The organism is Micromonospora desertarenae, from assembly GCF_056150265.1.
Genome location: NZ_JAXCFQ010000005.1, coordinates 353,001 through 373,656, shown reverse-complemented (window position 1 = coordinate 373,656; position 20,656 = coordinate 353,001). Strand labels below are relative to the sequence as shown.

The 20,656-nt window shown below is 73.7% G+C and carries 21 protein-coding genes and 2 tRNA genes; 14 read left to right on the top strand and 9 right to left on the bottom strand.

Features of this window, described 5'->3' with window-relative positions; genetic code table 11:
- Window positions 1-69 precede the first annotated feature (69 nt).
- Together SM577_RS13365 and SM577_RS13360 are read left to right on the top strand one after the other, a co-directional pair.
- A complete protein-coding gene (locus tag SM577_RS13365) occupies window positions 70-327 on the top strand; it encodes a hypothetical protein (RefSeq protein ID WP_302919344.1) in 258 nt (85 codons plus the stop codon).
- Between the two features lie 132 nt (window positions 328-459).
- A complete protein-coding gene (locus tag SM577_RS13360) occupies window positions 460-825 on the top strand; it encodes a WhiB family transcriptional regulator (RefSeq protein ID WP_088992065.1) in 366 nt (121 codons plus the stop codon).
- A 306-nt stretch (window positions 826-1,131) separates the two neighbouring features.
- Here the strand turns inward: SM577_RS13360 and SM577_RS13355 are convergent, their stop codons facing one another.
- From SM577_RS13355 to SM577_RS13345, 3 genes are all read right to left on the bottom strand, one after another.
- Window positions 1,132-2,478, bottom strand: a complete 1,347-nt coding sequence (locus SM577_RS13355; protein ID WP_302919343.1) for an ABC1 kinase family protein — start codon at window positions 2,476-2,478, stop codon at window positions 1,132-1,134.
- A gap of 56 nt (window positions 2,479-2,534) precedes the next feature.
- Window positions 2,535-3,605, bottom strand: a complete 1,071-nt coding sequence (locus tag SM577_RS13350; protein WP_302919342.1) for a hypothetical protein — start codon at window positions 3,603-3,605, stop codon at window positions 2,535-2,537.
- Between the two features lie 193 nt (window positions 3,606-3,798).
- Complete coding sequence (locus SM577_RS13345; RefSeq protein WP_165945332.1) at window positions 3,799-3,966, bottom strand: DUF5679 domain-containing protein; 168 nt, start codon at window positions 3,964-3,966, stop codon at window positions 3,799-3,801.
- Between the two features lie 511 nt (window positions 3,967-4,477).
- Between SM577_RS13345 and SM577_RS13340 the strand changes: the two genes are divergently transcribed.
- Both SM577_RS13340 and SM577_RS13335 read left to right on the top strand, forming a co-directional pair.
- Window positions 4,478-5,008, top strand: coding sequence for a M48 metallopeptidase family protein (locus SM577_RS13340; RefSeq protein ID WP_088992068.1), 531 nt, complete (start codon window positions 4,478-4,480; stop codon window positions 5,006-5,008).
- A gap of 439 nt (window positions 5,009-5,447) precedes the next feature.
- Complete coding sequence (locus SM577_RS13335; RefSeq protein WP_474586992.1) at window positions 5,448-6,053, top strand: hypothetical protein; 606 nt, start codon at window positions 5,448-5,450, stop codon at window positions 6,051-6,053.
- A gap of 228 nt (window positions 6,054-6,281) precedes the next feature.
- Here the strand turns inward: SM577_RS13335 and SM577_RS13330 are convergent, their stop codons facing one another.
- Window positions 6,282-7,580 carry a zinc-dependent metalloprotease gene (locus tag SM577_RS13330; protein ID WP_302919339.1) on the bottom strand — a complete coding sequence of 433 codons (1,299 nt, stop codon included), beginning with the start codon at window positions 7,578-7,580 and terminating at the stop codon, window positions 6,282-6,284.
- A 113-nt stretch (window positions 7,581-7,693) separates the two neighbouring features.
- Here SM577_RS13330 and SM577_RS13325 point away from each other — a divergent pair, with 113 nt between their 5' ends.
- From SM577_RS13325 to SM577_RS13290, 8 genes are all read left to right on the top strand, one after another.
- Window positions 7,694-8,707, top strand: a complete 1,014-nt coding sequence (locus tag SM577_RS13325; protein ID WP_302919338.1) for a YlbL family protein — start codon at window positions 7,694-7,696, stop codon at window positions 8,705-8,707.
- A 202-nt stretch (window positions 8,708-8,909) separates the two neighbouring features.
- Window positions 8,910-11,909 (top strand): UPF0182 family membrane protein, encoded by a 3,000-nt coding sequence (locus SM577_RS13320; RefSeq protein WP_302919337.1) that lies wholly within the window; start codon window positions 8,910-8,912, stop codon window positions 11,907-11,909.
- Window positions 11,910-12,083: 174 nt separating this feature from the next.
- Window positions 12,084-12,593 carry an RNA polymerase sigma factor gene (locus SM577_RS13315; protein WP_302919336.1) on the top strand — a complete coding sequence of 170 codons (510 nt, stop codon included), beginning with the start codon at window positions 12,084-12,086 and terminating at the stop codon, window positions 12,591-12,593.
- Window positions 12,583-13,506, top strand: coding sequence for a hypothetical protein (locus SM577_RS13310; RefSeq protein ID WP_474586991.1), 924 nt, complete (start codon window positions 12,583-12,585; stop codon window positions 13,504-13,506). Before SM577_RS13315 ends, SM577_RS13310 begins: the two co-directional genes overlap by 11 nt.
- A 55-nt stretch (window positions 13,507-13,561) precedes the next feature.
- Window positions 13,562-13,635 (top strand) — tRNA-Met (locus SM577_RS13305).
- 196 nt (window positions 13,636-13,831) lie between these two features.
- Window positions 13,832-14,797, top strand: coding sequence for a LysR family transcriptional regulator (locus tag SM577_RS13300; RefSeq protein ID WP_474586990.1), 966 nt, complete (start codon window positions 13,832-13,834; stop codon window positions 14,795-14,797).
- 137 nt (window positions 14,798-14,934) lie between these two features.
- A tRNA-Met gene (locus SM577_RS13295) sits at window positions 14,935-15,008 on the top strand.
- Between the two features lie 122 nt (window positions 15,009-15,130).
- Complete coding sequence (locus SM577_RS13290) at window positions 15,131-15,379, top strand: hypothetical protein (protein ID WP_474586989.1); 249 nt, start codon at window positions 15,131-15,133, stop codon at window positions 15,377-15,379.
- 106 nt (window positions 15,380-15,485) lie between these two features.
- Here SM577_RS13290 and SM577_RS13285 read toward each other — a convergent pair whose 3' ends face one another.
- Window positions 15,486-16,805: an ABC transporter substrate-binding protein gene (locus tag SM577_RS13285; protein ID WP_474586988.1), complete on the bottom strand. Its 1,320-nt coding sequence runs from the start codon at window positions 16,803-16,805 to the stop codon at window positions 15,486-15,488.
- Between the two features lie 164 nt (window positions 16,806-16,969).
- Here SM577_RS13285 and SM577_RS13280 point away from each other — a divergent pair, with 164 nt between their 5' ends.
- The gene (locus tag SM577_RS13280; RefSeq protein WP_302919331.1) at window positions 16,970-17,803 is read left to right on the top strand and encodes a phosphoribosylaminoimidazolesuccinocarboxamide synthase; all 834 of its coding nucleotides are present in this window, start codon (window positions 16,970-16,972) and stop codon (window positions 17,801-17,803) included.
- 55 nt (window positions 17,804-17,858) lie between these two features.
- Here SM577_RS13280 and SM577_RS13275 read toward each other — a convergent pair whose 3' ends face one another.
- Both SM577_RS13275 and SM577_RS13270 read right to left on the bottom strand, forming a co-directional pair.
- Window positions 17,859-18,755 (bottom strand): hypothetical protein, encoded by an 897-nt coding sequence (locus tag SM577_RS13275; protein ID WP_474579549.1) that lies wholly within the window; start codon window positions 18,753-18,755, stop codon window positions 17,859-17,861.
- A gap of 16 nt (window positions 18,756-18,771) precedes the next feature.
- Window positions 18,772-19,065: a hypothetical protein gene (locus SM577_RS13270; RefSeq protein WP_302919329.1), complete on the bottom strand. Its 294-nt coding sequence runs from the start codon at window positions 19,063-19,065 to the stop codon at window positions 18,772-18,774.
- A 103-nt stretch (window positions 19,066-19,168) separates the two neighbouring features.
- Between SM577_RS13270 and SM577_RS13265 the strand changes: the two genes are divergently transcribed.
- A complete protein-coding gene (locus SM577_RS13265; protein ID WP_302919328.1) occupies window positions 19,169-19,618 on the top strand; it encodes a hypothetical protein in 450 nt (149 codons plus the stop codon).
- A gap of 65 nt (window positions 19,619-19,683) precedes the next feature.
- On the opposite strand, the gene SM577_RS13260 is transcribed toward SM577_RS13265, so the two are convergent.
- A complete protein-coding gene (locus SM577_RS13260; protein ID WP_302919327.1) occupies window positions 19,684-20,133 on the bottom strand; it encodes a YbaB/EbfC family nucleoid-associated protein in 450 nt (149 codons plus the stop codon).
- 97 nt (window positions 20,134-20,230) lie between these two features.
- Entirely contained in the window at window positions 20,231-20,653 is a 423-nt protein-coding gene (locus tag SM577_RS13255; protein ID WP_302919326.1) for a DUF3592 domain-containing protein, read from the bottom strand.
- Between the last annotated feature and the right edge of the window lie 3 nt (window positions 20,654-20,656).

The window sequence follows — 20,656 nt, the reverse complement described above, 5'->3', positions numbered from 1 at the left end:
GCGCCATTCGGGCTGCTCAAGAGGCTGAGACCGTGCCGATCACGAGTGAACGTCAGGGAGGTGGCACCAATGGAGATCTTCTACACCAACGAGCGTCCGGCGGCGCTGCCCGCTGCCGTCGCTCCGCTGTCGGCTGTCCGGCTTGCCGTCGCGGCCACGCGACCGTCGGCTCCGCAGGTGCACCAGGTCGAGGCTCAGGCCGAGCTGATCCTCGCGACCGCACCGAACGGGGTCCAGGGGACCAGTGGCTTCACCGGCATGGGCATCGATGGCGCCAAGAAGCGCACGGATGTCCGCGGCGTTCCACCTCGAGGTAGACCGGTCTGACCATCAGACCACCGGCTCACCTCGAGGCCGCGGAACCCGCATACCGGGATCCGCGGCCTCAGTTTTTTGTCCCGCCGAAGTACGTCGGAAATGCGATCCATGAGATCGAAGTGAGAGAGAGGTGACCGGGCGATGAGTCTGGCGTTGGCCCCGCTCGACGTGAGCGTTGAGCTGGAGGCGAACCTGCCCTGCCGGAAGTTCGACCCCGACCTGTGGTTCTCCGACTCGCCCGCCGAGCTCGAGCTGGCCAAGTCGCTCTGCGGGGACTGCCCGCTGCGCGTCGAGTGCCTCGCGGGTGCGGTCGAGCGGTCCGAGCCCTGGGGCGTCTGGGGTGGCGAGATCTTCGAGCGTGGCGCGGTCGTTCCGCGCAAGCGGCCCCGTGGCCGTCCGCGCAAGGAGGACGTCGCCCGGGACGCCGCGCTCCGGGTCGAGGCCGAGGCGCGCCTGGCGGCCAGTGGGCTGTCCGGGGCGCGCAACGCGGTCCGGCTGGCGGCCTGACATGAACCCGATCCGTATCCACCCCGCCGGTGCCATGCCGGCAACGAGAGAGCTGACCACCATGCTGCACGTTCCGAACGGAGCTTTCGAGATGCAACTACTCCATGAAGCGTTGTCCCGGGCTCGAATGCGCCGGCCTCAGGCCGGTCGTACCACCACGAGCACTGAGGCAACCCGATCCGCCCGTACCGTCGCCATGAACAGCCGCAAGCAGTCGGCGCGCGACCTGGGCGTTCTCTGATCCACCGATGACGAGGGGCGGGTGGCCGGTTTCCCGGCCGCCCGCCCCTCGGCGTCTGCTCCGGCTCAGCCGACCGGGGCGAAACCGGGCAGCCAGCGCTCCAGGATGCCCCGGTAGGGCGCCTTCGCCTCCAGCTGGCAGAGCACGCCGATCGAGCCGAGCGTCACCCGGTGGATGAGCAGGTACGACGGCGGCAGGTTGAGCTGCCGGCTGAGCTGGTAGGCGGGGGAGCGGGGGCTGGCCAGCCGGGCCGCCTCGGCGCGCAGCCAGGCCCGGGTGAACCGGAACTCCTCGGCGGCGATGGGCTCCAGCATCGGCCGGAGGAAGTCGAGCACCGCCTGGGCGTCGATCTCCTCGGTGGAGCCGATGAAGCCCTCCGCCCGCAGGCCCGCCACCACCTCGTCGGCGTTGCCGCGCAGGGCCAGCGCGGCGATCCGGCCGATCGGCTCGGGGGTGCCCTCCGGCATCCGGGCCACCGCACCGAAGTCGATCACACCGAGCCGGCCGTCCGGCAGCAGCCGGAAATTGCCCGGGTGCGGGTCGGCGTGCAGCAGGCCGGCCCGCTGTGGCGCGGACAGGTGCAGGATGGCCATCAGCCGGCCTGCCTCGTCGCGCTGCTCCTCGCTGCCCGACCGGATGATGTCGGCCAGCGGCGTGCCCTCGACCCACTCGGTGATCAGGACCCGGGGGGCCGCGGAGACCACCGCCGGGATGTAGATCTCCGGGTCGTCGGCGTACGCGGTCGCGAAGGCGCGCTGCGACTCCGCCTCCAGTTCGTAGTCCAGTTCCTCGGTGATCCGCTCGCGCAGCTCCACCAGGAGCGGCTTGACGTCCAGTCCGGGCTGGATCGCCCGGAACATCCCGCCGAGTCGGGACAGCTGCTTGAGGTCGGCGAGCAGGGCGTCGCCGGCGCCCGGGTACTGGATCTTGACGGCCACGTCCCGGGTGTTCGGGGCGCCGGAGGGGCCGTATCCGGGCTCCCGCCAGACCGCCCGGTGCACCTGGCCGATGCTGGCCGCGGCGGCCGGGGTGTCGTTGAACTCCACGAACCGGTCCCGCCAGTCCGGCCCGAGCTGTTCGGTGAGCACCTTGTGCACGCTGGCCGCCGGCAGCGGCGGCGCGGCCTCCTGGAGCTTGGTCAGCGCCTGCCGGTAGGGGGCGGCGATCTCCTCGGGCAGCGCCGCCTCGAAGACCGACAGCGCCTGGCCGAACTTCATCGCCCCGCCCTTGAGCTGCCCCAACACGCTGAAAAGCTGCTCGGCGGTGCGCTGCTGGATCTCCGCGGAGATCACGTCGGAGGCGAGCCCGGTGACGCGCTTACCCATGCCGAGGACGGTCCGACCGGCGAAGCCGAGCGGCAGAGCGGCGAGCTTTGCGGTCCGGGACACGGCCCGGCGCGGGATGTCGGTCACCCGGCCATTGTTACCGACGCGAGGGCCCCGCTGCTGCTCTGCGCCGCCCTCGGTGCTCACCGCCGCCCTCGGGAACACCCACAGGAGGCGTGCGGGGGCCAGACCCGGCGCCGGAGCCGGCCCGGCCCGGCCACCTCCACCGCGCAGCCGAGCGTCTCCGGGGTGCCGCCGTCGAGCTGGGCCAGCGCCTCCGCGCTCGCGTGGCCACCGGCGGCCAGCAGCGTCGCGGCGGCGCACGCCGGCTCCGGGCCGTCGGCGGCGAGCTGCGCGGCGAGCGCCGGCCAGTCCGGGTCGCGGTCGGTCCGGTGCAGGTCGAGACAGTTGAGGCAGGGGCCGACCGGGGGTCGGACCAGCGGCCCGATCACCGGTACGCCCTCCCGCAGGGCGACCAGCAGGTGCGGCTGGCGCCGTTGGGCGTACCCGGCGGCGAGCAGCGCGGCCGGCCGGTCGACGCCGAGCCGGACCACCAGGTCGACCCGGCCCTGCCGGAGCGGCCCGGTGCGGGTGCCGGGGGCGGCCCGGGCGACGGCGTCGCGTACCGCCGCGGCGAGCGGACGGCCGACCTCGGCGGCCGGGATGCCGGTGCCGACCAGGTCGGCCGGTCGGACCGGACCGGCCAGGTCCGGGCACACGTGCCCGACGCCCGCCTGGGCCAGCGCCACGGTGACCGCGGCGCCGAGCGGCCCGGCCCCGCTGACCACCACCCGGGCGGCCAGCCGGCGGCGCAGCACCTGGGCGGGGGTGCCGGGCAGCCGGGCGGCGGCCAGGGCCAGCGCGCCCGCCTCGGCACCGAGCCGGGCCCGGGCCGGTCCGGCCAGCTCCCGGGGCAGCAGGGTGTGCGCGGGCACCACCAGGCCCGCCGCCCGCAGCGCGTCGAGCAGCGTACGGGCGTCGTCGGGCCGGACGTCGGCGTCGGTCGCGTACGCCAGCACACGGCGTTCGCTGCGGCTGCCGTCGAGCAGGTCGAGCAGCCGGGCCGCGCGCGGGTCGGCGACCTCCAGCAGGACGGCCCGTCCCGGATCGACCCCGAGCTGGAGGGTGTGCCGGTCGCGCCAGAGCCGGGTGATCCCGGGCAGCAGGGTGGGTCGGGGCAGCGCGGTGGGCCGGGGTGGCGGGGCAGGGGTCATGCGACGGATCGTGACCGTTCCCCTGCTGTCCGTCGATCGTTGTCCACAGGTGCGCGGCACCCTGTCCAGGGCTGTCCACAGGAAATCGCGAGATATCCACAACCAGCGGGTAACCGGTGTCGCTCACCCGACAGCCGGAACGAAAAGCGGGAGGGGTGGCCGCCGGCCACCCCTCCCGCACACCCGAATCGGGTCAGACCTTCGCCTTGCCCAGGATGCGGTTCACTGTTGTGCCGCACACCGGACACTTGCCCTTGGCCATGTTCATCCCGGTCTTGCTGACCTCGATGCGCCCCTCGAAGTCGCGCTTCTCCTTGCACTTGACGCAGTAACCGTTGTAGGTCTGGGCCTGGTCGGCCACGGTGCCCTCCTCGTCTCGTCCGCCGGTCACTGCCTACCGGCGGTTGTCCCGGCGGCGGGCCACGCGGGGCGCCGGCGCTGGGTCGTTCTCCGCGGCCACCCACGTGACCGCTGGTCGCGGACCCTACCCAGGTCTGGGCAGTTCCATGTCAGCTGTGCATCGACACTGTGAGGAAGTCGACGTCGAGAGTGTGCATGGCGAATAACGTCTGATAAGTCAGTTTGGCGGGGACACGCCGACCGAACCGCCTCGAAGGCGGTTGCGGACCCCCGAGCGGCGCCCGAACGGATGATCACCTACGGTGGAGGGGGAGCGGCGTACGCGGCCCGCCGACCGCCACGAAGGGTGACGGTGGTGCGCCGCGCGGGCCCGGCTAAGAATTTTTTTCGGGACTCCTGGCGACCAATCCCCATTTTCCGGGCGCGTGTCGAGGGGTTGACTCTTGCGTACCCCTGGTCACTACGCAGTAGCTTTCCTTCGTGGCAGGATTCCGAGGCTGCGCGGCCCGCTGATGGCAGGGGTGCGGAAGCCGGTCGTCGAGGTACGGCGCAGCCAGCGTCGGCGACGCACGGTGTCCGCCTACCGCGACGGTGAGCGGGTGGTCGTCCTCATTCCCGACCAGTTCTCCCGGGCCGAGGAGAGCGAGTGGGTCGACCGGATGCTCGCCCGGCTCGCCGCCCGGGAGGGGCGGCTGGCCCGTTCCGACGACGAGCTGCTGGTCCGGGCCACCCGGCTGATCAAGCTCTACCTGCCCGAGCACGGCGCGCAGGCCGTCCCGGCGAGCGTCCGCTGGGTCACCAACCAGAACGGCCGGTGGGGTTCCTGCACGCCGGCCGACGGCACCATCCGGCTCTCCCACCGGGTCCAGGACATGCCCGACTGGGTCATCGACTACGTGCTCCTGCACGAGCTGGCCCACCTCATCGTGCCGAGCCACAACGCCCGGTTCTGGGCGCTGGTCGGCCGGTACCCGAAGACCGAGCGGGCCCGCGGCTACCTGGAGGGCGTCGCGGCCGCCGCCGGCACGCCCCTGGCCGACTGACGCTCCCGCCCGGACGCCGCGCCGCCCGGGCAGGAGCGGATGCCGCCCGGCCGGCTGGTCGGATGCCCCGCCCCGGGACCGCGCCAGCTCGCCACGCTCGGGGTCCCTCCACACGCCACCGCCACCGCACCCCGCGATGCCGCACTGCGCCGCGACCCCGCCACCGCACCCCGCGATGCCGCCCTGCGCCGCCACGACGCTCCCGTGGATCGTGCGCTCCGACGCCGCTACGGCGACCGGGTGGCCTCGTGATCCACTCCGTTTGCCGTGCATGGCGGTATCGGGGCGTCGTTGATACCGCGACATCCGGGAAGTGGAGTGGATCAACGGTGGGAAGCCATCGCGCCGCCGCCGCCACGCGGCGGTGCGGCCGGCTTGGCGTCGACCAGGGCGGGGCGGTGGGTCGGTGGGATGTCCGGGATCCGCGTAGGGTCGGGGCGTGGCACGACGTGTGGTGGTGGCGCTGCTCGGCCCGGTGAGCTGGGCGCCGCCGGGCATCGACCGGGCGGACTGGCGGAGGGCGCTCGCCGAGGACGTGGTCGACCTGCTCGCCACGCTCAACGAGGTGCACACCGCGGTGGCGGTGACCCCGGCCGACCGCTGGCTCGCCGACGCGGTGGTCTGGCCCGGCACCGAGGTGTACGAGGTGCCCGAGCCCACACCGAACGCGGTGCTCGCCGCTGTCGACGGCTACGACCAGGCGGCCGTCATCGCCGGGGACGCGCCGGACGTGCCCGGACTGACCATCGGCAAGCTGCTCCGGCCGCTGACCAGCCGGCCGGTGGCGGTCGCGCCGGTCGAGGGCGGTCCCGGGCTGCTCGGGGTGGCGGCCCGGCTGCCCGTACCGGCCTGGCTGCCGGCGGTCGACCTGGAGCGCGGGCTGCCGGCGGCGGTCCGCACGGCGGCGCCGAGCCCCGGCGACCTGGCAGTGACTCCCGGCTGGCACCGGCTCCGCGGCCCGGGCGACCTGGCCCGGCTCGACCCGGCGGTGGAGGGCTGGGAGGCGACCCGCGCGCTGCTCTCCGGCGCCGGCCATCCGGGCTGACCCGCCTCAGGCGTGTCGGGGCTGACCCGGCCCGGGGCGTGCCGGGGCTGACTCGATCCGGGCGTGCCCGGGCTGACCCGGCCCGGGGCGTGCCGGGGCTGACTCGATCCGGGCGTGCCGGGGCTGACCCGGCCCGGGCGTGCCGGGGCTGATTCCGATTCAGGCGCGCGAGGGTGCGTGACCCGGGCCGGCGGGGTGGTGGGCCGCCGGCCGGCCCGGTCGCGGTGGTCAGCGGCGTTCGTCGTCGCCGTCGGAGTCGTCGGTGCGCCGCTCCGGGCCGCCCGGTGCCTGCTCCTCCGGGCCACCGGGGGCGGAGAAGTCGAAGTTCTCCAGCTCGCTGAGGTCGAACTCGGCCATCGCGAAGGCCACCGGGTCGGCGAAGTCGTCGTCGGAGGGGAGCAGGTCGGGGTGACCCCAGAGGGCGTCCCGGCCGGCGATCCCGCGGTGCTCGGTGAGCGCCGCCCAGAGCGCCGCCGCCTCGCGCAGCCGGCGTGGCCGCAGCTCCAGGCCGACCAGCGCGGCGAAGGTCTGCTCGGCCGGGCCGCCCGCGGCACGGCGCCGGCGGAACGCCTCGCCGAGCCGGACCACGTTCGGCAGCCGGCCGCCGGCGGCGCTGTCCACCACGTGGCAGACCCACCCCTCGACCAGGGCCAACGCGGTCTCCAGCCGGGCCAGGGACGCCTTCTGCGCGGGGCTGTCCTCCGGGGTGAAGATGCCCTCCAGGGCGATCGCCTGCATCGACTCCGGGTCGGTCGGGTCGACCCGGCCCATCGCCTCCTCGATCGCCTCCCGGTTGACCCGGATGCCGGCGGCGTACGTCTCCACCGCGCTCAGCACGTGCCCGCGCAGCCACGGGACGTGCTGGAAGAGCCGCTGGTGGGCGGCCTCGCGCAGGGCCACGTAGAGCCGGACCTCGTCCTCGGGCAGCTCCAGGCCCTCGCCGTACGCGCGGATGTTGGCCGGGATCAGCGCGGCCGTGCCGGCCGGGCCGAGCGGCAGCCCGATGTCGCCGGCGGAGAGCACCTCCGCGGCGAGCGAGCCGAGCGCCTGGCCGAGCTGGCCGCCGAAGAGCGCGCCACCGAGGGTGGCCACCATCGACTGCATCGGGCCGAGCTGGGCGCGCGCCTCCGGCGGCACCAGGTCGCCCATCGCGCCGACCATCCGGCTGGCCACCGGGTCGCAGAGCTTGCGCCAGACGTCCAGGGTCTTGTAGATCCACTCGTTGCGGTTCCAGGCCACCGAGGTCTGGATGCCCGAGGGCAGCGCGGAGGCGGGCTCGAGCCAGAGGTCGGCGAGCCGCAGCGCCTCCTCCACCGCGTTGCGCTCGTACGGCGAGACCGCCGGGTCGCCCGCGGCGGCGAGCTGGCTGGCGGCCACCTGCCGGGCCAGGTCCCAGTTGACCGGCCCGCTGCCCGACGCGGAGAGCAGGTGCTGCAACTGCGACATGAACTGCTGCATCTGCGCGGGGTCGTTGGGGTCTGGTGGTTGCCCACCCGGGAGCGCGAAACCGAACGGAATATCAGGCACGACGTCTACGGTACGCGTGCCACACCCCGGGTCGCCCCCGCTGGCGTTGCGCTGAGGGCGAAGTCGTGGTTCACCCGCCGGGGCGCCCCACCCCGGTCGGTACGCTCTGCCGCATGAGACGTCGCGGCGTGACCGTCCTGCTCGGTGCTCTGCTCACCACCCTGCTCAGCATCGGCGTGCTCGGCGCGCCCATCCCGTACGTGGTGCTCGGTCCCGGGCCGACGGTGAACACGCTGGGCAAGGAGGACGGCAAGGACGTCATCGAGGTCAGCGGCCGGGAGACCTCCACCTCCGCCGGGCAGTTGCGGCTGACCACGGTCGGCGTCCAGCCCTCGGTCAAGCTGCGGTCGGCGCTGGCCGGGTGGTTCTCCGACGACGAGGCGGTGGTGCCGCGCGAGCTGGTCTACCCGCCGGGGGAGACCCAGCAGCAGGTCGAGGAGCGCAACGCCGAGGACTTCAAGGTCTCGCAGACCAGCGCGGAGACCGCGGCCCTGCGCGAACTGGGCTTCCCGGTGCGGGTGGTGGTCAAGACGGTCGCCGCCGACGGGCCGTCGGCCGGGGTGCTCAGGCCCGGCGACGTGGTGACCTCGGTGGACGGGCAGCCGGTGCCGGTGGCGTCCCGGCTCACCGAGCTGATCCGGGCGAAGCCGGCCGGGACCGCGCTGGAGATCGGCTACACCCGGGACGGCGCGGCGGCCACCGCGTCGGTGACCAGCCGCGAGCAGGACGGCCGGCCCCGGATCGGGATCGAGATCGAGCAGCAGCAGCCGCACCCGTTCACCGTGAAGATCGACCTGGAGGACATCGGCGGCCCGAGCGCCGGGCTGATGTTCGCCCTCGGCATCGTGGACAAGCTGACCCCGGAGGACCTGACCGGCGGCAAGATCATCGCTGGCACCGGGACGATCGACGACGAGGGCCGGGTCGGCCCGATCGGCGGCATCGCGCAGAAGCTGGTCGGGGCCAGGCACGCCGGCGCGACGGCGTTCCTGGTGCCGGCGGACAACTGCGCGGAGGCCGTCCGCAACCCGCAGCCCGGCCTGCCGTTGGTGAAGGTGGGTTCGCTGGACGAGGCGCTCGCCGCCCTGGAGACGCTGCGCGCGGGCGGTCAGCCCACCCACTGCTGACCGCCGGCCGACCGGCCCGGCCCCGGCCGTTCCGCCCCGGCCGTCCCGCCCGGCACGACGGCCCGGGCGGGCCCACCGGCCGGCCGGTGACCGGCGGCGCGCGGCCGCCGCACGACCGTGCCCCGACACGTTCAGGAAGACCCCGTACTCTGGGTGCCTGGTCGGAGCCGATCACATCGAGCGTGCGGAGCCAACAGTGGTCATGCGTAGCAGCAGCCCCCTGCCGAGGATGAGCCGACGCGGACGCGTCACGATCGGCGTCCTGGTCGGGGTGTTCGTGCTCTTCACCCTGCTGGGCTGGGGTGTACAGGCGTGGACGGACTGGCTGTGGTTCGACGAGGTCCGCTACACCCAGGTCTTCACCGGCGTGCTGGCCACCCGGCTGCTGCTCTTCCTCTCCGTCGGGCTGGGCATGGCGGTGATCATCGGCGGCAACCTGTGGCTCGCCCACCGGCTGCGCCCGCGGATGCGTCCGCACTCGCCGGAGCAGGCCACCCTGGAGCGCTACCGGATGCTGCTGAGCCCCCGGCTCGGCCTGTGGATCGCGTTGGTCGCGGCCGTGATCGGCCTCTTCGCCGGGCTGAGCGCGCAGAGCCGGTGGAGCCAGTGGCTGCTCTTCCGCAACGGCGGTGACTTCGGCGTCAAGGACCCGGAGTTCGGGGTGGACGTCGGCTTCTACGTCTTCGAGCTGCCGTTCTGGCGCTACCTGCTCGGGGTCGGCTTCACCGCGGTGGTGCTCTCCCTGATCGGCGCGCTGGCCGTGCACTACATCTTCGGCGGGGTCCGGCTGCAGGGCGTGGGCGACCGGATGAGCAACGCCGCCCGGGCCCACCTGAGCACCCTGGTCGCGGTCTTCGTCCTGCTCAAGGCGGTCGCGTACGTGCTGGACCGGCGGGCCATGCTGCTGGAGTACAACGACGGGGCCAACGTCTACGGCGCCGGCTACGCCGACGTCAACGCGCTGCTGCCGGCCAAGGAGATCCTCGCCTACATCTCCGTCGTGGTGGCCATCGCGATCATCGTGTTCTCCAACGCCTGGATGCGGAACCTGGTCTGGCCGGGCATCTCGCTGGCCCTGCTCGGCGTCTCCGCGGTGGCGATCGGCGGCATCTACCCGTGGGCGGTGCAGACCTTCGAGGTGAAGCCGAGCGCCCGGGACAAGGAGGCGCCGTACATCCAGCGCAGCATCGACGCCACCCGGGCGGCCTTCGGGTTGGACGTCACGAAGACCATGCCGTACGCGGCGGCGAATCTCGTTCCACCGGCGAGCCTGGCCACCGACACCTCGGTGGTGCCGAACGTCCGGCTGCTCGACCCGCAGCTGGTCAGCGAGACCTACACCCAGCTCCAGCAGGTCCGCGGCTTCTACGACTTCGGCCCCAAGCTGGACATCGACCGGTACGGGGTGAACGGCAAGACCTCCGACTACGTGGTCGGCGTCCGGGAGATCAACTACGGCGAGCTGACCGCCCAGCAGAACAACTGGATCAACCGGCACACCGTCTACACGCACGGCTACGGGCTGGTGGCCGCGCCGGCCAACCAGGTGGTCTGCGGTGGCCAGCCGTTCTTCGTCTCCGGCTTCCTCGGCGAGAAGGCGCAGGAGGCGTGCTCCTCCCAGACCGAGCAGATCCCGGCCAGCCAGCCGCGGATCTACTACGGCGAGCGGATGGAGGCCGGCGACTACGCGATCGTCGGCAAGGCCGACCCGGACGCCAACCCGGCCGAGTTCGACCGGCCGGTCGGTGAGGGCGGCGAGGCCGGTGAGGCCTACTACACCTACACCGGTGAGGGTGGCGTCGAGATCGGCTCGTTCATGCGCCGGCTGCTCTACGCCATCAAGGAGCAGGAGTCGAACTTCCTGCTCTCCGAGGCGGTCAACGACAACTCCAAGCTGCTCTACGTGCGCAACCCGCGGGACCGGGTGGAGAAGGTCGCGCCGTTCCTCACCCTCGACGGCGACCCGTACCCGGCGGTGATCGACGGCCGGGTGCAGTGGATCGTGGACGGCTACACCACCTCGGCGACCTACCCGTACGCCGAGCGGGTCAACCTCCAGCAGGAGACCACCGACGAACTGACCGGGCGGGGCACCTTCCAGCTGGCCCGGGAGAACGTCAACTACATCCGCAACTCGGTCAAGGCCACCGTCGACGCGTACGACGGCACCGTCAAGCTCTACGAGTTCGACGAGAACGACCCGGTGCTCAAGGCGTGGAACAAGGCGTTCGGCGGCGACCTGGTGCAGCCCAAGGCGCAGATCCCGGCGGAGCTGGCCGAGCACTTCCGCTACCCGGCCGACCTGTTCAAGGTGCAGCGCAACCTGCTCACCAAGTTCCACGTGACCAACCCGGGCGACTTCTACTCGGCGCAGGACTTCTGGCAGGTGCCGAACGTGCCGGACGCCCCGGACAGTGGGCAGAAGCAGCCGCCGTACTACCTGTTCACCCAGTTCCCCGGGCAGGACACGCCGCGGTTCCAGCTCACCTCGGCGGTCACCCCGAACGGGCGGCAGAACCTGGCCGCGCTGATCTCCGGGTCGTACGTCGACGGGCAGCCGCGGCTGGAGGTGCTGGAACTGCCGGACCAGACCCGGATCTCCGGCCCGGTGCAGGTGCACCAGCAGATGACCAACAACGCCAACATCCGCCAGCAGCTGAACCTGCTCTCCTCCAACCAGGCCCAGGTGCAGTACGGCAACCTGCTCTCGCTGCCGTTCGGCGACGGAATGCTCTACGTCGAGCCGGTCTACGTCAAGAGCAACCAGCAGGACGCGTACCCGCTGCTGCAGAAGGTGCTGCTGTCGTACGGCGACGGCGGTTCCTACGTGGCGCTGGCCGACAACCTCACCGACGGCATCAAGCAGCTCGTCGAGCAGGGCAAGCGGGCCGCCCAGGGCGCCCCGCCGCCGCCCACCGGCGGCACCCCGCCGCCGACCGGGACGCCGACCACCCCGCCGGCGCTCACCGGCGAGCTGGCCGAGGCCGCGAACCGGGTCCAGGCCGCGATCACCGAGGTGCGGGCCGCCCAGGCGTCCGGCGACTTCGAGCGGTACGGCCGCGCGCTGAAGGCGCTCGACGAGGCGCTGACCGCGTTCCAGCAGGCGCAGCGGGCGGCCGGTCCGGCGGCCACCCCGGCCCCCGGCGGCACCCCGTCGGCGAGCCCGGGCGGCAGCGCGCCGCCCACCCCGAGCGGCGGCTGACCCGCGTACCACGACACAGCCCCCGGCCTCGCGGACCGACCCCGGTCCCCGGCGCCGGGGGCTGTGTCGTGCAGCCGACCGAAATCCTGGACCGGGGCCGTGCAACCTGGCGGCCCGGTGTGCCGTCCTGTCTGCAAGACAAGGCGAGGAACCGGGGGGATGCGTGGTCGGGCCATGAGGGACGCGCACAGTTTCGACGAGTTCTACCGGAGCACCTCCCGGCGGATGCTCCGGTACGGCTACGCGGTCGTGGGCGACTACACCGAGGCCCAGGACCTGGTGCAGGAGGCGTTCGCCCGGGCCTGGCGGCAGTGGGGGAAGCTGGTCACCCATCCGGCCCCCGAAGCCTGGCTGCGGCTGGTGGTGGCCCGCCTGGCGACCGACCGGTGGCGTCGCCTGCACGGCCTGCGCGGCGTGCTCAGCCGCAACGGTCCGCCCCCGCCGGTGCCCGCCCCCAGCGAGGACAGCGTGCTGCTGGTGGGCGCGCTGCGCCAGCTGCCCGCCGCCCAGCGGCAGGCCCTCGCCCTGCACTACCTCTTCGACATGTCGGTGGAGGAGATCGCCCGGGAGAGCGGGGTGCCGACCGGCACCGTGAAGTCCTGGCTCTCGCGGGGGCGGACCCGACTGGCGGCGCTGCTGCCGGACTACTCCTCCCCGGAGCTGGAGGCCAACGATGTCGCGTGAACTGTCCGATCTCTACCGTTCGCTCGCCGAGGACGCCGACCGCGGGCGGCTGGCGCTCCCCGAGGTGCTCCGGCGCCGGGCCGACCGCCGGGCCCGGGTCCGGGCCGCCGGCACCGCGCTCGCGGTGATGGTGCTGGTCGGCGGGGTGGTGACCGGGGCCCGGCTGACCCGCACCGCGGACCCGGCCCCCGCCCCCGCACCGGCCGCGACGCCGACACCGACGCCGACCGTGGCCGTCCCCACGCCGACCCCGTCGGCCACCCCGCCCGCGCCGCCGTCCGCGTCCAGCGTTCCAGGCGCCGGTCCCAGCGGCCTGCCCACGGGTGCCGCGCGCACGCCCACCTCGATTCCCGACCGGGCGTTCTTCACCCTGGCGAAGGCGAACCGCACCGGGCAGGAGACGGTCATCCGGGACTCCGCCACGCTGCCGAAGCTCTGCGACGCCCGCTACCCCAGTGACGGCGCGGTCGTGCAGAGCCGCAGCCGCAACCTCGCCTACCGGCTGGCCGGCACCCCGGAGGGGTCGGTCCCGGACGGCAGCTACGCGCAGACCATCACCATCTACCGGGCCGGCCGGGCCGACGACTTCCTGCGGGAACTGCGCCAGGCGGTGCGCGACTGCCCGGAGCAGCAGGGGCAGAGCAACGGCAATCCGGCGGCCTCCCGCCAGCGGCTGCTCCCGGACGGCGGCTACGGCGACGAGTCCGTGCTGTTCGAGATGCGGGTGGCGGCGCGGGACGTCAACGGCGATCCGACCGGCGACGACGAGGTGCGGCTGGTCCGGGCGGTCCGGGTCGGTGACGTGGTCACCGTGCTCTGGGAGCAGGGCTGGGAGAACACCTCCAGCAAGCGGTCCCAGGTCGACGCCGACAGCCGCCGCGCGGTGGCCGCCGTCCAGGACTGGCTACGGTGACCCGCGGGGTCGTTTTGCGGCACCCCCGGGTGGTGCGCTACGGTTGACGGACCGACGCGGGGTGGAGCAGCTCGGTAGCTCGCTGGGCTCATAACCCAGAGGTCGCAGGTTCAAATCCTGTCCCCGCTACTAGCGCAACCGCAGGTCGAGGGCACTCTCCCGGACACGGGAGAGTGCCCTCGGTCGTTGTGGGGGCGGTCTGGGAGCAGCCGGAGCACGAGCCCGGGTGCTCGGGTGACGGCGCCGCGCCCTGGGCTCCATCCGCCGTCGTCGTCGCCGTAAACTGCCGGCTCGCGCGATTGCGGGGTGCGAATCCGGACGCGCGGTGACGCGAGGGAGAGACGGCCGGGTGGAGCTGCGGGACATCGAGATCTTCCTGACCCTGACCGAAGAGCTCCATTTCGGGCGTACGGCGGAACGTCTCCGGGTGTCCAAGGCGCGGGTCAGTCAGTCGATCAAACAGCAGGAGCGCCGGATCGGCGGTGCCCTGTTCGAGCGGACCAGCCGCAGCGTGCGGCTCACCCCGCTCGGCGAGCGGCTGCGCGACCGGCTCGACGCGGGTTACGGCGAGATCATGGCGGGCATCGACGAGGCTGCCGCCGCCGCCCGCGGGTACGTCGGCACCCTGACCGTCGGCACCTTCGACACCCACCACCAGGAGATCGCGGGCGTCCTCGAACTGTTCCGGCAGCGGCATCCGCAGTGTGAGCTGCACATGCGCGAACTCCTCCCCTCCGACCCGTTCGGCGGGTTGCGGGCGGGTCGGATCGACGTGGGGCTGCTCTGGCTCCCGGTCCGCGAGCCCGACCTCGTCGTCGGGCCGGTGTTGTACACCGAGCAGCTGGTGCTGGCTGTCGCCGCCGACCACCCGCTGGCCAGCCGGGACCAGGTCGAGATCGAGGATCTCGGCGACCACGCGGTGGTGCACCTGGAGGGGCCCATCCCGGACTACATGTGGGAGGTGAAATGCCCGTCCGTGACCCCGGCCGGGCGGCCGATCCGGCGCGGAAGCGCCGTGGCCACCCTCGCCGAGGCGCTCACGGCGATCGGCTCCGGCAGGGTGGTGTCTCCCATCGGGTCGCTCGTGGCGGCCGGCCGGAAGCGCCGGGACATCACCTTCGTGCCCATCACCGACGGACCGACCCTGTCGTACGCGCCGGTGTGGCGCGGCGCCGGTGAGACGTCGCTGGTCCGCGCCTTCGTCCAGGCGGCCAGGGACGCGCGGAACGCCCGGGCGGCCGACGCGTCGCCGCGGACAGGATCCCGCCGGACCGGTGGACGGCCCGGATAGCGCTCACCGAGACCCCCCACAGCCGGCCGCGTCGGCGTGCCGGCCGTCGGCGAGCTGCGGCCGGTGCCGCGCGACGGCCGGGATCACGGGGGGTGGCTGATCATCCGGGCGCGGATGCGATAGAGTGGTGAGGCCGACGCGGGGTGGAGCAGCTCGGTAGCTCGCTGGGCTCATAACCCAGAGGTCGCAGGTTCAAATCCTGTCCCCGCTACTGTCCCGAAGGCCCCGGATGATCTCCGGGGCCTTCGGCGTTCTCCGGTGCCGACGCCCCCTCCGCCGGCGATTCCCGCTCTCTGGCCTGCCGGGGTTGCGGTTCTCGGCGAGGATGTGGGCATGTCTGCTTTCGGCAAGTGGTGGGGCCGGCTGAGCGCCGTCCTCGGTGCGGTGGTGCTGTCCGTCTTCGTACCTGTTGCGGCCTGGGCGTCGACCGGCACGGGTGAACTGGTGGTCGAGGCCGCCCGGCGGCGACGCGGCGGCGGCTTCGGGTTCCTCGGGCTGCTCTGCTGCCTGGTGGTCGTCGCCGTCATCGTCTACCTGGTGTTCCGGATGACCCGCAACCGGCGGGGCGGCCCGCCGCGCTGATCCGTCCGCGGGGCCGGCGACCGCCGGGCCGGCCGGCAGTCCGGATGCCGGTCCGCCCCTGGCACGGTGACGTCCGGGTCCACGGGCCTGCTCGGGATGCCGGCGGTCAGGCCAGGGCGGCGTTGGCCTGGGCCAGGAACCGGGCCGCGGCGGCCTGGCTGCCGGCCCGGCCGGTGCGGACGCTCTCGGCGGCGTCGAGCAGCAGCGCACGGACCCGGGGGTGTCCCGCCGGGGGCGGGCTCGGCGCCGGGCCCAGCCCGCCGGCCAGGGTGGCGCCGAAGGCGGCGGCCCGCTGTTCCACCGGGTCGGTGAGGACGCCCTCGGTGTAGCGGCGGACGGCCAGGCTGGCGCTGAGGCCCCGGTCGTGCCCGAGCACGGCGCCGGCCTCGCCGTTGGTGGTGAGGAAGTTGAGCACGTCCACCACCACGGCGGGGTGCCGGGTGCCGCGGAAGGCCGCCCAGTACATCGACGCCCGGGCCCACTGCGCGGCCGGCGGCCCGGGCAGGGCGGCCAACGCCAGCTCGTCCCGGGTCAGCCGTTGCAGTTCCGGGAGCTGGTGCGACCAGGCGACGGACGCGGCGGTGGCCCCGGTGCCCACGAGCTGCCGGGCCGGCTCGCCGCTGTCGGCCTGCTCCGCCAGGGCGGCGCTGGGCGTGGCCCGGCCCGCTCGGGCCCGATCCCACAGCGCGAACCACTCGACCAGCGCGTCGGTGGCGAAGCCGAGCTGCCGCCCCTGGTAGAACTCACTGCCCCGGCCCCGCAGCCAGAGCCAGAGCGCCCGGTAGTCGCCGGACGGGTCGGTGGTGCCGGCGACCCGGCCACCACCGGCCCGGGTGACCTGTTGCGCCCAGGCGACGTACTGGTCCCAGCTCATCCCGGTGCGCGGCTCCGCCACCCGCAGCCGGCGCAGCAGGTCGCGGTTGACCACCAGCGCGGCGGCGGTCTGCCCGGCCGGGACGCCGACCGTCCGTCCGGCCACCTCGCCGTACCGGGCCAGGCCCGGGGGCAGGGCGCTCAGGTCCAGCCGCCGGTCGGCGACGTACCCGCCGAGGTCGAGGACGATCTGGCGCTGCGCGTACTCGGTGAGCACGCTGTCGTCGAGCTGGAACAGGTCGGGCACGTTGCCGCCGGCGGCCTGGGTGGCCAGCCGGTCGTAGTAGCCGCCGCTGCCCTGCCAGGTGACCCGGAAGGTGACCCGGGGATTCCGCTCGGAGTAGAGCCGCAGCGCCTTCTCGGTGCGCTCGGCCCGCGCGGCGCCGCCCCACCAGAACACCGACAGCTCGACCGGCCCGTCGTCGGTGGGGGTGGCCTGCTCGCCGGTGCACCCGGCCAAGCCGAGGACCGGGGCGCCCAGCAGCGCGGCGAGCACCCGGCGCCGGCCCGGGTCCGCGCCGGGACGGTGCGGGGCGGGACGGGCGGCGGGCACGGGGCCTCCTGGGTACCGGGCGGGCGGGGGTCGGATCATTCACGCAGGCGCCGCCGGAGGGTGTCAACGGCCGTCCGGCCGACACCGGCTGCCGGGCGGAGGCGGCCCTCCGCCGGCAGCACCGGCGACCGGACGTACGCAGGTCGCGTGATGTACTAGGGCACGTGGAACTTCTGCACTCGGGCAAGGTCCGGGACGTCTACGCCGACGGCGACGACCTGATCCTGGTCGCCTCCGACCGGATCTCGATCTACGACGTGGTGCTGCCGACACCGATCCCGGACAAGGGCAAGCTGCTCACCGCGCTCTCGCTGTGGTGGTTCGAGCAGCTTTCCGACCTGGTGCCCAACCACGTCCTCTCCGCCACCGACGTGCCGGACGAGTTCGCCGGCCGGGCGATCCGCTGCCGGCGGCTGGAGATGGTCCCGGTGGAGTGCGTCGCCCGGGGCTACCTGACCGGCGGCGGCCTGCGGGAGTACCAGCGCACCGGCGCTGTCTCCGGTGTGCCGCTACCGCGCGGCCTGGTCGAGGCGTCGATCCTGCCCGAGCCGATCTTCACCCCGTCCACCAAGGCGCCGGTGGGGGAGCACGACGAACCGATCACCTTCGCCGAGGTGGTGGACAAGGTGGGCACCGAGACCGCCGAGCGACTGCGGCAGATCACCCTCGACGTCTACCGGCGGGGCGCCGAACTCGCCGCCGACCGGGGCATCCTGGTCGCCGACACCAAGATCGAGCTGGGCTGGGCGGCGGACGGCACCCTGATGCTCGGCGACGAGCTGCTCACCTCGGACTCGTCCCGGTTCTGGCCGGCCGAGTCGTACCAGCCGGGGCGGGTGCAGTTCTCCTACGACAAGCAGTACGTCCGGGACTGGGCCACCGACAGCGGCTGGGACAAGCAGGCGCCCGCTCCCGAGGTGCCGGCCGAGGTGGTCGAGGCGACCCGGGCCCGCTACGTCGACGTCTACGAGCGGCTCACCGGCAACCGCTGGGGCTGACCGCGGCGCGCCGGCCGGTGGCGGCGGGACGCCGGGCGCCGCGGGCCCGGTGGGCTCAGTGGTTCCAGACGTCCCCGCCGAAGACCCGCGACCAGACGTTGTCGACCACACCCGAGGTGCCCCAGACGGTGTCCCCGTCGGCGTCCGCGCCGGCCGGCGCAACCTGCGTCATTCCGCCGTAGACCAGGTAGCCGGGCCCGTTCGGGGAACCGGCGATGTGCCGGCCGCTGCTGTGGATGCCGTAGCCGACGAAGTCGCGCTCCCACTTGGAGAGGAAGCCGGCGGCCACGTTGTCGAGCCCGTCCACGGTGGCCTGGACCAGGTCCTTCAGCACGTCGGTGCGCCCGGTGCCCAGCTGCATCCCGACGTCGAAGGCGCCGGCCGCGGCGATCGCCGCCGCCCCGCCGGTGGCCACGGCCTCGGCCATCGCCTCGATCCCCTTCAGGAACCCGAGCGCCGAGGCGGCGAAGGAGTTCGCGGTGGCCAGCGCGGAGGCCGCGGCGGGCGATCCGACCACGGTCGCCGCGGCGGCCGCGATGAAGGTGGCGAAGGCGAAGAGGATGGTGGCGACCACCGTGTACGCCACCACCAGGCAGAGCAGGATGGCGCCGACGCAGAGCATGGTGACGCCCACCGTGACGGCCAGCACCTGGGTGCCGACGACCTGGACGTCGTACCTGCGGACGTGCACGCCGAACGCGTCCCGGTCGCGGCCGCTCCACTGGTCGGCGGTCAGCGTGCCGACGGCCGAGTCGAGGTTGTCGCGGGCGGTGCCGAGCTGATCGTAGATCGAGAGCCAGTCGCCGCCCTTTCGCATGATCGTTTCCGGGTCGCACTGGTTGAAGTAGACGATCTGGGCGACCGGCCAGGCGGCGGGGATGACCGCCGCGGCCACGGAGATCTCCACCAGCGCGGTCTTGGCGGCGATCGCGGGGTAGGTCGGGTCTGCCATGGGTTCTCCGGCGGGCTCAGCGGGTGGCGATGGTGCTGGCGGTCTCGGTGGCCTCCCAGTTGTCCGCCGTGCTGGACAACCGCGACCGGATCTCGGTGAGGTGCTCGCGCTTGCTGCGCAGCTCCTCCTCGACGAACTCGACCGCCCCGACGTAGGCGACCGCCAGGTGGGGCACCACCGAGGTGAAGTTGCTGTGGGTGATGGCGCGGGCCGAGGCCAGCAGGTCGGTGCAGGCGTCCAGGGCCGGGCCGACCTCACGCTCGATCGTCTCGCCGAGCGCCCGGATCGCCGGCGGATCCACCTTGATCACTGGCCCCCCCGTTGGCGCGATCGATGTTGGTTGCTGCCAGAGCGCGGACAGCGTACCCGATCTTGGCTGGGGGAGGGTGCCCGGCGCTGGTAGCCTCCGAGCCATGCCGTCCGGACGATCCGCCCCGACGCCGCCCGACGACTACGTGTCCCGGATGGCCCGCCGGCCGCGCTGGCAGCGGCTGCTGGTGCCGGTCGTCCTGGTCGCCGTAGCCCTGGCGCTTCCGGTCGGCCTGGGCCGCAACGCGATCGGCGCCGAGCGGGTGACCATCCGGGTCGAGTCCTGCGACCTCGACGGTCCGAAGGCGACCGAGCGGTGCCGCGGCAGCTGGCGGCTCTCCGACGGCACGGTGGTCGCCGGCCCGGTGGGCGGCGGCTCGGTACGCGAGGGCGAGCAGGTCGACGGCTGGGGTAACGACACCCGGGCCACGGTGAACCTGATGAGCTGGCTCGTCGCCCCGCTGCTGGTCGGCTCCGCACTGCTGGTGGTCCTGGTGGCGCTCGCCGTCGTGTTCCTCCGGGCGGCCGGGAAGCGGGCTCGGCCCGCCCGCTGACGCTTCCCCCGGCGGCCGCGGAGCGAGGCGGGGCGCGACCGCCGACCCCGCTCCGGGCCGTCCCGTCAGACGCCCAACTGGCGCCGCAGCCGTTCCAACATCTGGGTGCTCTCCCGCAGCGGCCCGCTGACCAGGTCGTTGAGCTGCGCCAGCTTGGCCTGCGCCGCCGCCGGGTCGTGCACCAGTGCCTCCGGCCCGGCCGGGCCGGTCAGCTCGCGCAGTGCCTCGCCGGTCTCCCGCTGAAGGTCGGCGCGAGCCTTGCGGAGCAGGTCGCCGAGCAGCTCGGCCAGCTCGGCCGCCGGCAGGCGCAGCGCGCGCGGGTCGATGTGCAACTCGTGGGCGGGATCCTCGGCGGTGCAGGTGACCCGGACCAGCCCGTCCTCGCTCTCGGCCCGCCCGGTGAGGCCGGCCAGCCGGGTGCGCAGCTCCTCGCCGCGGTTCAGTTGCTCCCGCATCCGCTCCATCAGTTGCGCCATCACGTCGCCCGTCGGCGCGCTCCCGTTCGGCCCGGTCATCGTGCCCCCATTCCGGTGTCGTCCGTCCGTGTGCGGGGCCGACCGTAGCCCCTACCGGCCACCGACCACCATGGAGGGTCGGCGGCGGTCGTCGGACCTAGCTCAGGCGTAGGAAGACCGCGACGCCGACGACCAGCACGATCACACTGACGCCGAGCAGCGTGACGAAGGGGACGACCACCGAGGAGGTGCCGCCGACGCCCGGCGCCTCGACCAGGATCCGGGTCGGGCGGGCCGGCTCGTGCACCACGGTGACCGGCCCCGGCGCCGCCGACAGCGGGGTCTGCCGCCAGCGTCCCGGCGTCGCGGTCACCTCCCGGCCGTTGGCCGTGCGGAAGCGCACCACCGGGTGGTACGTCCGGGGACCGAAGCCGAACGTGACGGGGCGCAGTTCCACCACCTGGCCCGGCACCCGGACGCCCCGGCGCAGCAGGTCGAGGTCCCGCTGAAACCGGACGACCGCACAGGTCACCCCGGACAGACCGAGCACCGTCATGATCGTCAGCACCAGGGTCGGCATCGG

Bases quoted from the DNA above. Each gene is read 5' to 3' on its own strand.
- SM577_RS13365 (WP_302919344.1), top strand. From the start codon at position 70: ATGGAGATCTTCTACACCAACGAGCGTCCGGCGGCGCTGCCCGCTGCC.
- SM577_RS13360 (WP_088992065.1), top strand. From the start codon at position 460: ATGAGTCTGGCGTTGGCCCCGCTCGACGTGAGCGTTGAGCTGGAGGCG.
- SM577_RS13350 (WP_302919342.1), bottom strand. From the start codon at position 3,605: ATGACCCCTGCCCCGCCACCCCGGCCCACCGCGCTGCCCCGACCCACC.
- SM577_RS13340 (WP_088992068.1), top strand. From the start codon at position 4,478: ATGGCAGGGGTGCGGAAGCCGGTCGTCGAGGTACGGCGCAGCCAGCGT.
- SM577_RS13325 (WP_302919338.1), top strand. From the start codon at position 7,694: ATGAGACGTCGCGGCGTGACCGTCCTGCTCGGTGCTCTGCTCACCACC.
- SM577_RS13320 (WP_302919337.1), top strand. From the start codon at position 8,910: ATGCGTAGCAGCAGCCCCCTGCCGAGGATGAGCCGACGCGGACGCGTC.
- SM577_RS13315 (WP_302919336.1), top strand. From the start codon at position 12,084: ATGAGGGACGCGCACAGTTTCGACGAGTTCTACCGGAGCACCTCCCGG.
- SM577_RS13310 (WP_474586991.1), top strand. From the start codon at position 12,583: ATGTCGCGTGAACTGTCCGATCTCTACCGTTCGCTCGCCGAGGACGCC.
- SM577_RS13290 (WP_474586989.1), top strand. From the start codon at position 15,131: ATGTCTGCTTTCGGCAAGTGGTGGGGCCGGCTGAGCGCCGTCCTCGGT.
- SM577_RS13275 (WP_474579549.1), bottom strand. From the start codon at position 18,755: ATGGCAGACCCGACCTACCCCGCGATCGCCGCCAAGACCGCGCTGGTG.
- SM577_RS13265 (WP_302919328.1), top strand. From the start codon at position 19,169: ATGCCGTCCGGACGATCCGCCCCGACGCCGCCCGACGACTACGTGTCC.
- SM577_RS13260 (WP_302919327.1), bottom strand. From the start codon at position 20,133: ATGACCGGGCCGAACGGGAGCGCGCCGACGGGCGACGTGATGGCGCAA.
- SM577_RS13255 (WP_302919326.1), bottom strand. From the start codon at position 20,653: ATGCCGACCCTGGTGCTGACGATCATGACGGTGCTCGGTCTGTCCGGG.